This window comes from Dietzia sp. UBA5065, from assembly GCA_002415925.1.
Taxonomy (GTDB): Bacteria; Actinomycetota; Actinomycetes; order Mycobacteriales; family Mycobacteriaceae; genus Dietzia.
This window is the reverse complement of the sequence record DIAZ01000097.1, coordinates 1-11,243: the sequence shown is the minus strand read 5'-3', so window position 1 is coordinate 11,243 and position 11,243 is coordinate 1. Positions and strand designations below refer to the sequence as shown.

At 71.6% G+C, this 11,243-nt stretch carries 10 protein-coding genes and 1 pseudogene; 6 read left to right on the top strand and 5 right to left on the bottom strand.

Annotated elements, in window-relative coordinates:
- Nucleotides 1-57 precede the first annotated feature (57 nt).
- The 6 genes from B4M60_RS07450 to B4M60_RS07425 all read left to right on the top strand — a co-directional run bounded on the left by B4M60_RS07450 (nucleotide 58) and on the right by B4M60_RS07425 (nucleotide 7,557).
- Entirely contained in the window at nucleotides 58-1,404 is a 1,347-nt protein-coding gene (locus B4M60_RS07450; protein WP_291081840.1) for a 3-oxoacyl-ACP reductase, read from the top strand.
- 6 nt (nucleotides 1,405-1,410) lie between these two features.
- Complete coding sequence (locus B4M60_RS07445; protein WP_291081838.1) at nucleotides 1,411-2,358, top strand: MaoC family dehydratase; 948 nt, start codon at nucleotides 1,411-1,413, stop codon at nucleotides 2,356-2,358.
- A 187-nt stretch (nucleotides 2,359-2,545) separates the two neighbouring features.
- Nucleotides 2,546-3,787, top strand: coding sequence for a PQQ-dependent sugar dehydrogenase (locus B4M60_RS07440; RefSeq protein WP_291081837.1), 1,242 nt, complete (start codon nucleotides 2,546-2,548; stop codon nucleotides 3,785-3,787).
- Nucleotides 3,788-3,881: 94 nt separating this feature from the next.
- Nucleotides 3,882-4,838, top strand: coding sequence for an SRPBCC domain-containing protein (locus tag B4M60_RS07435; RefSeq protein ID WP_291081835.1), 957 nt, complete (start codon nucleotides 3,882-3,884; stop codon nucleotides 4,836-4,838).
- A gap of 69 nt (nucleotides 4,839-4,907) precedes the next feature.
- Nucleotides 4,908-5,957 (top strand): beta-ketoacyl-ACP synthase III, encoded by a 1,050-nt coding sequence (locus tag B4M60_RS07430; RefSeq protein WP_291081833.1) that lies wholly within the window; start codon nucleotides 4,908-4,910, stop codon nucleotides 5,955-5,957.
- Nucleotides 5,911-7,557, top strand: a complete 1,647-nt coding sequence (locus tag B4M60_RS07425; protein WP_291081831.1) for an MFS transporter — start codon at nucleotides 5,911-5,913, stop codon at nucleotides 7,555-7,557. The genes B4M60_RS07430 and B4M60_RS07425 overlap by 47 nt, the downstream gene beginning before the upstream one ends.
- Nucleotides 7,558-7,770: 213 nt before the next feature.
- Here B4M60_RS07425 and B4M60_RS07420 read toward each other — a convergent pair whose 3' ends face one another.
- From B4M60_RS07420 to B4M60_RS07400, 5 genes and pseudogenes are all read right to left on the bottom strand, one after another.
- Entirely contained in the window at nucleotides 7,771-9,039 is a 1,269-nt protein-coding gene (locus B4M60_RS07420; protein WP_291081829.1) for a Dyp-type peroxidase, read from the bottom strand.
- Entirely contained in the window at nucleotides 9,032-9,613 is a 582-nt protein-coding gene (locus tag B4M60_RS07415) for a copper chaperone PCu(A)C (protein ID WP_291081827.1), read from the bottom strand. The genes B4M60_RS07420 and B4M60_RS07415 overlap by 8 nt, the downstream gene beginning before the upstream one ends.
- 64 nt (nucleotides 9,614-9,677) lie before the next feature.
- Complete coding sequence (locus B4M60_RS07410) at nucleotides 9,678-10,301, bottom strand: hypothetical protein (protein WP_291081825.1); 624 nt, start codon at nucleotides 10,299-10,301, stop codon at nucleotides 9,678-9,680.
- 9 nt (nucleotides 10,302-10,310) lie between these two features.
- A complete protein-coding gene (locus tag B4M60_RS07405; RefSeq protein WP_291081823.1) occupies nucleotides 10,311-10,799 on the bottom strand; it encodes an NUDIX hydrolase in 489 nt (162 codons plus the stop codon).
- 138 nt (nucleotides 10,800-10,937) lie between these two features.
- Nucleotides 10,938-11,243 (bottom strand): annotated as a pseudogene (locus B4M60_RS07400) (hypothetical protein); the annotation flags it as partial.

Genomic DNA, 11,243 nt, shown 5'->3' with positions numbered 1-11,243 from the left:
CAGCAGTAAGTTACTTGTCGACCCCGCACGACCTCACCTCTCCAGGAGATGATCGCCATGGCACAGGGCAACCTCGACCTCTACTCCCAGTTCGTGACCTCGGCCCCCGGGTCGTTCATCGCCGGCAAGATCGGCCTTCCCCAGCCGGAGCAGCTGCGCCGCCACGAGGCCGGCCAGCCCGCCCTCCATGGTCCGGTTCTGATCGGCGGCGAGGGCCGGCTGGCCGAGCCCGTCCGCGAGATGCTGCAGGGCGACTACGAGATCGTCGCCGCCGCCGAGGACAAGGTCGCCGGCGTGGTCTTCGACGCCACCAACCTGCGCCGCGCCGAAGACCTCAGGGAGCTCTTCGAGTTCTTCCACCCGATCGTCCGCAACGTCGCCCCGAGCGGCCGCATCGTGGTCCTGGGCACCACCCCGGAGGAGACCGGTTCGGTCGACGAGCGCATCGCCCAGCGCGCGCTCGAGGGCTTCACCCGCTCGCTCGGCAAGGAGATGAAGCGCGGGTCCACCGTGCAGCTGGTCTACGTCTCCGCCGACGCCGACAAGGGCGCCTCCGGCCTGGAGTCGACCCTGCGCTTCATCCTCTCCGGCAAGTCGGCCTACGTCGACGCGCAGGTCTTCCGCGTGGGTGCCGGCGCCGCCAGCGCCCCCGCCTCCTGGGATCGCCCGCTCGAGGGCAAGGTCGCCGTCGTCACCGGTGCCGCCCGCGGCATCGGCGCGGAAATCGCGGCCGTGCTCTCCCGCGACGGCGCGCACGTGATCTGCGCGGACGTCCCGGCCGCCGGCGAGGCCCTCTCGGCCACCGCCAACAAGGTCAACGGCACCTCGCTGCCCCTCGACGTCACCGCCGCCGACGCCGCCGAGGTGCTGGCCAAGCACGTCACCGAGCGCCACAACGGCAAGATCGACATCCTCGTCCACAACGCCGGCATCACCCGCGACAAGACCCTCGCCGGCATGGACGCCGCCCGCTGGGACGCGGTCATGGCCGTCAACCTCATCGCGCCGGAGCGCATCACCGCCGACCTGGCCGAGAAGGGCGTCCTGGGCGAGGGCTCGCGCGTCGTGGGCGTCTCCTCGATCGCCGGCATCGCCGGCAACCGCGGCCAGACCAACTACGCCGCCTCCAAGGCCGGCGTGATCGGCTTCGTGGGCGGCGCGTCCGCCGAGCTGGCAGCCAAGAAGATCACGGTCAACGCCGTGGCCCCGGGATTCATCGAGACCCAGATGACCGCCGCCGTGCCGTTCGCCACCCGCGAGGCCGGCCGCCGCATGAACTCCATGCAGCAGGGTGGCCTGCCGGTCGACGTGGCCGAGACCATCGCCTACTTCTCCAGCCCCGCCTCCTCGGCGGTCACGAACAACGTGATCCGCGTGTGCGGCCAGATGATGCTGGGCGCGTGATCTGAGATGGAGTACACCCGGCTTCCCGGTATCCCCAACCTGCTGTCGCAGTACGGCAAGGCCGCGCTCGGCTCGGTGCCCGTCGTGGGTGGCAGCCGTGACGCCACGTCGCTGCCCGCGAAGGGTGTCGAGGTCGCGGGCGTGAAGGTGGATGTCGCCAATCTCGCGGCGTACACCGGCGTGTGTGGCCTGCGCCTGGGCGATGCGTTGCCGCTGACGTACCCGTTCACGCTGGCGTTCCCGCTGACGATGCAGCTGATGTTGGACCCGGGTTACCCGGTCGCGGCCATGGGGTCGGTGCATCTGCGCAACGTGATCACCTCCCACCGCGCGCTGCGCGTCGGTGACGAGCTGTCCATCCGGGCGCGCGCGGAGAACCTGCGGGAGCATCCGGCGGGGCTGTTGGTGGATATCGTCACCGAGATCAGGACGGGTGACGTCGGCGACGGCAACAGCGACGACGACGACGACAACCCCGCCACCCAGCCCGCCTGGGTTCAGCGTTCGACGATGCTCTCCAAGCGGCGTACGTCGCTGAGCCCGGCCAAGGACGCCCCGCGTCCGGAGCGGCCGGCGCCGCCGACCGCGGCGGAGTTGGGCGATCCCACGGTGGTCATGTCGGTCGACGAGGCGCAGATCGCGGAGTACGCGGCCGTGTCCGGCGACCGCAATCCGATCCACGTCTCGGGTGTGGGCGCGAAGGCGTTCGGGTTCCCGGGCGTGATCGCGCACGGCATGTGGACTGCGGCGGCGCTGCTCGGCACGGTCGAGGGCGGGATCCCCGAGCGGGCCCGCTACACGGTCGAGTTCGGCAAGCCCGTGGTGCTCCCGGCCAAACTCGCCGTCTACGCCCGTCGCGGCGTGGACGCCGGCGATCCGGCATGGACGATCACCGCGCGCAACCCCGCGAAGCTGGGTGCGGTGCACGCCACGGCGACCATCGAGGCGCTCTGAGCGCCGGGTCCTGAGCGCTCAGGACCCGAGCCTGGCCCGGATCAGGTCGGCCCCGGTCACCTGCTGGATCCTCCCGCCGGTGGCCGGGGCTCACGGGGCGATTCCGGTGTCGCCGACGCCGTGACTCGAATAGGTTGCGGTGCATGGAGCGCGAAGCCTCGTTCAGCACCCGGACCCAGGAGTAGCAGTGCCCCTCCCCGCCTCGAACCGCACAGCGTTCCCCCGAGCCCTGTCCACGATCGCCGCCGCCGCGGCGATCATCGCCGTGCTCCCGCTCACCGCCTGCGCGCAGAGCATGATCCCGGGTGGAGGGCCCGTCGGCTCCACCACCGATTCGCTCGGTTCGCTCGCCCCGGAGCGTCCGCTGGCCCCCGGCCCCGAGGTCGCGGTGGACGTGGTGGCCGGCGGGTTCACCGTCCCGTGGGACGTCGTCCGCGACCCGACCGGCGTGATCGTCACCGGCGAGCGCGGCTCGGGCACGCTGTACGCCCTCGGCCCGGGTGCGCAACGCTCCGTCGTCAGGGCCGACTTCGGTCAGCTGTTCGCCCAGGCGGAGAGCGGACTGATGGGACTCGCGCTGGCGGCGGACTTCGCCGACAGCCGCGAGGTGTACACCTGCCACTCCTCGGCCGATCACAGCGACAACCGGGTGACGGCCTGGACCGCGGCGGAAGACTGGTCGGAGCTCGCGGACCCGCGGGTTCTCGTCGAGGGCATCCCCCTCAGCGACGGAGGGCTCCATTCCGGCTGCCGGATTCTCGCCCACCCGGACGGAACCCTCTACATCGGGACCGGCGACGCGTTCACGGGCCCGGCCCCGCAGGACCCGACATCGCTGTCCGGCAAGATCCTGCACGTCGACCGCGATGGCACCCCGGCGGGCGACACCGACATCGACGGGGCGCCCGCCGACTCCCCCGTCCTGACCTACGGCCACCGCAACGTGCAGGGGCTCGCGCTGCAGCCCGGATCCGGTCGGATCTACTCCGCGGAACACGGACCCGCCGTCGACGACGAGGTGAACCTCGTACGGCCGGGAGGCAACTACGGGTGGGACCCGAACTCCGGGGGTCGGTACAACCAGGACGTCCCGATGACCGACACCCGGGCATTCCCGGATGCGGTGCCCGCGGTCTGGCGGTCCGGGGCGCCGACCCTCGCGCCCGGCGGTGCGGTGTTCCTCGACGATCCCGCGTGGGGCGACTGGAATGGCGCGCTGGCGGTGGCGATGCTCAAGACCGAGCAGATCGTGCTGATGAGGCTCTCGCCGGACGGTGTGACCGTCACCGACCAGGCCACCCTCCTACGCGAGGTGCACGGACGGATGAGGTCCATCACCGCCGAGCCCGGCGGCTCGCTGCTGGTGACCACCTCCAACGGCGGCGGCGCCGACCAGGTTCTGCGGGTCCGCCCCGTCTCCCCCGGGTGACCGGGCCGGTCACCGAGGCGGCGCCGGTAGCGTTGTGCGGGCATTCCGCGACGCGGGTGCGAGGCAGGCGCGAAACGGGCAGTGGGGAGCGGACATGTACCAGGTGACGGCAGCGATCCGGGCCGACGAGAGCGGCCATCGCGTGGAGTGCTCGGTGCCGTTGCCGGTTCCGGCCGCGGTGGTGTGGGACGCGATCTCCACGGGCGAGGGCATCTCGTCCTGGTTCGTGCCGTGCGCGCTGGAGCCGCAGGTGGGCGGACGGATCGTGCAGTTCGCCGACCCCGGCGCCCCGGACCCCACGACGGGCCCGGAGGCGGCGGCCGAGGCGATGCTCACCGCAACGGTCGGCGAGATCACCGTCTATTCCCCGCCCACCACGAGCGCGCCGGGCGTGTTCACCTACGTCGAGCGTGACTGGATGGGCGAGGGCGTGCCGGTGCCGGCGTGGGAGACGACGTGCGAGGTCGTCGGCAACGGCGAGGACGGCGACGACGACGGCTGCGTGTTGCGCCTGCGATCCGGATTCGACACCGGCGGCCAGCTGCCCGAGGAGGCGTTGTCGGGGAGCGTCGACGGGTGGGCGCAGGCACTGACCGTGTTGGCGCATCGGCTGACGCACCGGCCGGCGGACGGCGTGGTGACCGAGATCGCCGCGACCGATCCGGTCCAGGTGACGGTGCCGGAGCTGTGGGCTCGCGTGGCCTCGCAGCTGGTGGCGCCGGCCTCGGGTGTGGGCGGCGGCGCGAGCGCGAACGCCGGCGCGGTGGCCCGCTCCGGCGAGGTGGGTGGCATCGTGGCGGCCGAGTCCGAGGCCTCGATGACGCTGATCCTGTCCGGGCCGGCTGACGGGATGCTGGAGCTGTTCGCCTTCCCGGCGGGCGACACGCACGAGGATGCGGCGGAGCGGGCGGCGCTGGCGGTGCGGGTGTTCGAGTACGTCGACGTCCCCGGCACGGATGGCTCCCCGCTGGGCGAGGCGGCCGTCGACGGAGAGCCGACGTGGGACGCGACGCGCTGGCGGACCTGGCTCGGGGCACTCATCACTGGGTAATTCCGGAGTCGGGTCAGTATTGTGGCCTCGAGCACTGCTGACGTACATCTACGAGAAGTGAGATCGCCCATGGCGGATTCCAACGACACCGTGACCCTCGAGACCGGCGAAGGCTCGTCGGGCACCACCCTCCTCGGCATCGGCGCCTACCGGCCCGAGCGGGTCGTGAGCAACGAGGAGATCTGCGAGAAGATCGACTCGACCACCGAGTGGATCTACGAGCGTTCGGGCATCCTCAACCGCCGCTTTGCCGGCGAGGACGAGTCGGTCATCATGATGGCCAGCGCCGCCGCGGAGAGGGCCGTCCGGTCCGCCGGCATCGACGCCGAACTGGTCGACGCCGTGATCGTGTGCACCTCCACCTACGAGAGCATGACGCCGCACGCGGCCCCCAAGGTCGCCATGAACATCGGCCGCAACGGCATCGCCGCGTTCGACCTCACCGCGGGCTGCGCCGGCTTCGGCTACGGCCTGGCCGTGGCCACCAACCTCATCCGGGGCGGCGGCGCCCGCCACGTGGTGGTGGTGGGTGTCGAGCGCATGAGCGACGGCATCGACCCGGCCGACCGCAACACGGCGTTCATCTTCGGCGACGGCGCCGGCGCCGTGGTGGTGGGCCCCTCGGACGAGGGCAACGACGTGGGCCCGGTGGTCTGGGGTTCGGACGGCGAGCAGGCCGACGCGATCAAGCAGACCAAGAACTGGCGCGAGTTCATGGACGAGGCGTCCGAGGGCGCCGCGGTCCAGCCGTACCTGGTGATGGACGGCTCCAAGGTGTTCCGCTGGGCCGCGGTCCAGGTGTCCAAGGTGTGCGCCAAGACGCTGGAGACCACCAACGTCACCGCCGACGACATCCAGGCCTTCATCCCGCACCAGGCCAACGGCCGCATCAACTCGGCCATGGCCAAGCACCTCGGCCTGCCGGACACTGTGGCGATCGCCAACGACATCGAGCAGACCGGCAACACCTCGGCGGCGTCGATCCCGCTGGCCATGGAGGCCATGCTGCGCGACGGCCAGTCCCAGCCGGGCGACCTCGCCCTGTGCATCGGCTTCGGCGCAGGCCTGTCCTATGCCGGCCAGGTCGTGCGCCTGCCCGCCAAGCCGCCCGTCGACTGACGCGCCGCGCAGCCCGCGCCGCTGCACAAGCCCGGCCCCGGTTCCATTCGCGAACCGGGGCCGGGCTGGTGCGCGGCAGGAGCCGGGTCGGCAGGAGCGAGCGCGAGAGCCCAGGCCCGGAATCGCTGTCGAGCACGACGGCGAGCCCGGCACCGGATCGGAAGCCGGCACGGCCGCCGATCGCACGGGCACCCGACTGGTGCTGCCGACGCTGGCGCTGACGACCGCAGTCTCGGCGCTGGGCTTGAGCATCGCGAACGTGGCGCTGCCCGCGGTCTCGGCCCGGTTCGAGATCCCCATGACCACGGTCCAGTGGACGACTCTCTCCTATCTGCTCACCATGACGATCTCCGTGGTGCTCGTCGGCCGACTGTCCGACCAGTGGGGGCGGTCGAAGGTCTTGGGGCTGGGCGTCGCGCTGTTCTTCGCCGGCTCCGTCCTCGCCGCGCTCGCCCCGGGGTTCGGCGTGCTCGTGCTTGCGCGCGCGGTCCAGGGCGTGGGCGCCGCCGCGATGGCCTCGCTCCCGATGGCCGTTCTGCGCGAGACCCTCGCCCCGGAGCGCATCGGCCGCGCAATGGGGGTCCTCGGATCGTCGATGGCGGCGGGCATGGCGCTCGGTCCGGCCGCCGGCGGCTTCCTGGTATCCATGTTCGGCTGGCGTGGGGTGTTCGTCGTATTGTCGGTCCTCGCCGTGGGCGTCTCTCTTCTGGTGCGGCTGGCCCTGCGGAAGCAGACCGTCGTGGCGGGCGCCTCCTCTCGCTTCGACATCCCCGGCGCCACGGCGCTGGTCGCGGCACTGGGCGTGTCCTCGATCGCGCTGACGCTGCGCCCCGGCGGCTGGGGCGGTGCGGCGGGCCTGCTGGCATTGGCCGTGGGGCTGGCGGCGCTGTTCGGGGCGATCGAACTCCGGGTGGCCCACCCACTCGTGGACATCCGGATGCTCCGCACCACGGGCCTCATCCCGTCCTTCGCCGTGGCTTTCCTCGCCGCCTACGTGATGATGACGTTCACCGTCGTGCCGCCGTTCTATCTCACGCTCTCGCTCGGTCTGAGCGATGCCTGGATCGGCCTGGCCCTGGCGGTGGGCCCGCTTGCCGCCATCGCAGCGGGCGTTCCCGCCGGACGATTCGTGGACAGAAGCGACGCGCGCCGTGTCTCTGCTCTCGGCCTGGCGGTGATGACGGTGGCGGCCGTCGCGTTCGTGACGTTGCCCGCCGCGCTCGGCCTGTCCGGCTTCATCGTCGCGGCCCTTCTGCTCACACCCGGGAATCAGCTGTTCATGGCCGGCAACAACACGGCCACGATGATGCGCGCCGGGACCGGACAGCAGGGTGTGGTGTCGGGATTGCTGAACCTGGCCCGCAACCTCGGCTACACCGCCGGCACGGGTACCGTGGCGCTGCCGTTCTACGCGGCGCCGTCACTCGGCCTGCCCGGCGACGCCGACCTGCCGGGGGCCGCCGCCCTGCCGGGGGCCGCCGCCCTGTCCGGACTTCAGCTGAGCTTCGCCGCCGCGGCGATCATCGGCGCACTCGCGGCGGGGATCGCCATTGCGTCCGCGCGGAGGTCCCCAACCCCATCCGCAGACATCCGCTCCTGAGCCTGCACTCGCGCGTGCGCGGCGGCGGGCGCGCGAGTTCATCGATGGGAGCGTCTGCACCCCAGCGTGCAGGCGCGGCCGCGGATGCACCACGTCCCCGAGCCGGCAGGCGCAGGCGCGGCCGCGGATGCCACGAGAGACCCGACCCGGGCCGGCAATCACACCGGCCCGGGTCAGTTCCCGTGATGCAGACGCAGCTCCAGCGCCGGGCCTTCAGCCCTCGAACAGCTGCTGCCCCACGTAGCCGCCCTCGGACACCCCGGGCGGGATCGCGAACACCGCCGACCCGATCGGGACGGTCCAGGTGTTGAGCGCGTCCTTCTCGGCGAGCCGCTGCTGCACCGGGATGTAGGTGCGCACCGGATCAGCCATGTAGGCGGCGAACAGCAGACCGGTGTTGCTGATCTCGCCGCCCTCCGGCGGGTCGTCGTAGCTGTACGGCCGCCGGAGCATGGCCTCTCCCCTGTTCAACTGCCGAGCCCGCGCCATGTGCGACTCGGCCGGGATCACCGGCAGGCCCGCGTCGTCGATCGCGTCGAAGTCGGCGGGATCGTGCTCGGCGGTGCCGGTGAGCGGCGCCCCGGTGTCGAGGGTGCGGCCGATGGTGAGCTCGCGGGATTTGCGGTCGATCCCCTCCCACGTGTCCATCGTCATGCGGATGCGCCGCAGCACGAGCGCCGAGCCGCCGCGCATCCACCGCTGGACCTGCCCGTCCGACGAACTGCCGTCGGAGAACACGACCTGGTCGAAGTCGACCTCGTCCTCGCGCGGGTTGACGGTGCCGTCGATCTGCCCGAACAGGTTGCGCTGCGTCTGCCCGGTCGGGTCGGTGCCCACGGCCCTGCGGAATCCGCGCTGCGCCCACTTCTGCCGCGCCACCCCCCGCACCCCGGAGGCCAGGATGCGGGCGGCGTGCGAGACGGTCAGCGGGTCGTCGGCGCAGATCTGCAGCAGCAGGTCGCCTTCCGACCACCGGTCCTCGAGCTTGTCGATCTGGGGGAACGCGGGTAGCTGCTCGAGCCACGAGGGCCGGGCGTCCGGCATCCCGACGGCCTGGAAGAAGCCGGGCCCGAGCCCGATCGTCACGGTGAGCCGCGCGGGGTCCACCGCCAGTTCGGGTTCGAGGTCCGCCAGCCCGCCGTACCCCTGGGTGAGCCGCGCCGCGTCCTGGGTCCAGGCGCGCAGGACCCCCTGGATCTCGGCGCGGGTCGCCCCCTCGACGATGTCGAACGCCACAAAGGCGGCGTTCGATTGCGGCAGCGTGGTGATGCCCGCCTGGTGGGGTCCGTAGAACGGTACGGTGGCCGAGCCGACGACCTGGGAGTCGGCGACCGTCTGCCAGTCGACCACCTCGTCGTCGTCGACGACGCCGCGCCCCGAGTACCCGGCGAGTGCGCCCGCGGCGCCACCACCCACGACCGCCGCGACGCCGCCGGCGAGCACCGACCGCCTGGACAGACCGCGGGAGGCGCGGTCAGCCATCGCTGTTCGCGCCCTCCTCGCCGCCGACGTACTTCTCGTCGCCGCCCTTGAAGTCCCGGGCGGTGACGCTGATGTCCTGCTCGGTGCCGTCGTCAAAGGTCAGGACCAGCGGGATGACCTGGCCCGTGGTGATGGGCGCGGTGAGGTCCATGAACATGATGTGGTCCTTGCCGGGCTCGAGGACCAACTCGCCGCCGGCGGGGAGGACGAAGCCACCCTCCTTCTCCTGCATCATCATGCCGCTGGCGCCGGGAACGGTCTCGTGCATCTCGACGCGCTGGCTGATGGGCGAGGTGACACCGGTGATGCGCACCTCGACGTCGCCGGTGTTGCGGAGGGTGCCGAACGCGCCGGACATCTCGCCGTCGGTGGCCTTGGCCCAGCCATTCTGGAACACCACCACGGACGCCTCGGACGCACCGCCGTCGTTCGGCTGGCTCGTCGCGGCGGGCGCGTTGCTCGGTCCGCTCGTGGTATCGGTGGTGTCCTCGGCGCAGGCGGCGGCGCCCAGCGCGAGGGCGAGGGTGGCGACCGCCGCGAGCGCGGTGCGGGTGGTACGGGTGTTGGTACGCATGTGAGTCCTTTGGTGACAGGGGTTGTCGCACGGCCGCAGTGACGGGCCGGCGCGTTGAGTCGGATCACACGGTGGCGGGCGGGGCCCGGGTCCCCCCGCCGGCCAGGAGGTAGCGCCCGCGCGGGGCGTGCGCGTCGTAGGAGGACAGCAGAGGGGCGACGACGACGAGGTGCACTCTCACCAACATGGGCGCCACTCGGGCAGCGACCCAGGCCAGGGTGCCGGAGAGGATCGCCACGAGGGTGAGCGTGAGGACCACTGCCGCGATGTGTGCGCCCAACATCTGAGGGGTGAGCAGTGTGCCCATGTGACCGGCACCTGTGCTGTCCATGGCGGCGCGGACAGCGACCGGGTCGGTGGCGTGGTGTCCGATGGTCCCGTTTGCTCCGGCGGTGTGCGTGTGTCCGGTGGTCAGTACGAGGTGGACGAGTGCTTGTCCGGCGAGCAGACCAGCGGCTGCGGTGAGCAGGGGCGGCCGGCGACGGGCCAGGGCCGCTGTGACGGCCCCGATGCCCGCACTGGCAGTTGCCACCATGAGGATGCCGCCCGAGGTGGGCGCTACTGAGCTGGCCCCGGCGGCAAGTCCGTGTGCACTGATGCCGAACACCCCGCTGACGAGGGCCACGATGATGCCGACGGCGGCGGTCACCACGGGTGGGACCTCGGCTCGTAGGCGATCGGCGGACATGACCTGATTCTAATGCGACTCGGGTGTGGTGACGATTCGTGCCCGTTCCTCGTCTGAGACCCCGGCCTCGACGCGGGCGAGCATGTGGGGGCGCATCTCAGGAAGTTCGTCGATTGCGAACCAGCGGACGTCGGTGTTCTCGTCGTCGGCCGGGCGGGGGTCGCCACTGAGGTAGGTGCAGGCGAAGGTGTGGTCGATGTATTGGGCTTGGTCCCCGTTGGCGTGGGTGACCAGGCGGGTGACTCCGACCGAGGCGAGTCGGTCCACGCGGATGGCGACGTCGGCTTCTTCACGGGCTTCGCGGACTGCGGTGTCGGCGGGGTGTTCGCCGGGGTCGACGATGCCGGTGACGGGTGTCCACCAGCCGTTGTCGCTACGGCGCGCCAGCAGGACCCGGGTGCACTCGGGGTTGCGGATGACCGCGGTGGCCCCGGCCAGCCAGAGCGGGGCGGTGCCCACGTGCTCACGGAGCTTCAGGACGAAGTCGGGGATGGACATGCCCTGAGGGTATCGGTGACCTACGACGCGGTCGGCTGCCCCGAAATGCAGCGATCCCCCGCGGACCGTGTGGTCAGCGGGGGATCATGTGGAGTCGGATCAGTTCATCGGTCGGTCAGACCGAAAGGCGAACCCAGCTCAGGGAGCCGGCTGCTCCTCGGGCTCGCACTCCTGCCGCTCCATGGAGCCGTTGTCCTTGAGGAAGTCGATCGCCTCCTGCGGCAGGTTGCAGACCGCCCCGACGTTGATCGCCGGGAGCGGCGGGAGCTGGACGCCGGCGTTGGCGACCGAGTGGACGCCGACACCGACGGCCGCGAGCGAACCGATGGCGAGGGCAGCGCCGACAGCGGCCTCCGAGCCGCTGCTGGAGCCGACGATGTCAGTGACGGAGCCACCGATGGTGTTGCCGGACGAACCGAGGTTCGAGGAACCACCGTTGGACGA

What these genes read in the sequence shown, in the direction of transcription:
- B4M60_RS07410 (WP_291081825.1), bottom strand. Translation starts at nt 10,301, where the DNA reads ATGTCCGCCGATCGCCTACGAGCCGAGGTCCCACCCGTGGTGACCGCC.
- B4M60_RS07445 (WP_291081838.1), top strand. Translation starts at nt 1,411, where the DNA reads ATGGAGTACACCCGGCTTCCCGGTATCCCCAACCTGCTGTCGCAGTAC.
- B4M60_RS07405 (WP_291081823.1), bottom strand. Translation starts at nt 10,799, where the DNA reads ATGTCCATCCCCGACTTCGTCCTGAAGCTCCGTGAGCACGTGGGCACC.
- B4M60_RS07425 (WP_291081831.1), top strand. Translation starts at nt 5,911, where the DNA reads ATGCCGGCCAGGTCGTGCGCCTGCCCGCCAAGCCGCCCGTCGACTGAC.
- B4M60_RS07435 (WP_291081835.1), top strand. Translation starts at nt 3,882, where the DNA reads ATGTACCAGGTGACGGCAGCGATCCGGGCCGACGAGAGCGGCCATCGC.
- B4M60_RS07430 (WP_291081833.1), top strand. Translation starts at nt 4,908, where the DNA reads ATGGCGGATTCCAACGACACCGTGACCCTCGAGACCGGCGAAGGCTCG.
- B4M60_RS07450 (WP_291081840.1), top strand. Translation starts at nt 58, where the DNA reads ATGGCACAGGGCAACCTCGACCTCTACTCCCAGTTCGTGACCTCGGCC.
- B4M60_RS07420 (WP_291081829.1), bottom strand. Translation starts at nt 9,039, where the DNA reads ATGGCTGACCGCGCCTCCCGCGGTCTGTCCAGGCGGTCGGTGCTCGCC.
- B4M60_RS07415 (WP_291081827.1), bottom strand. Translation starts at nt 9,613, where the DNA reads ATGCGTACCAACACCCGTACCACCCGCACCGCGCTCGCGGCGGTCGCC.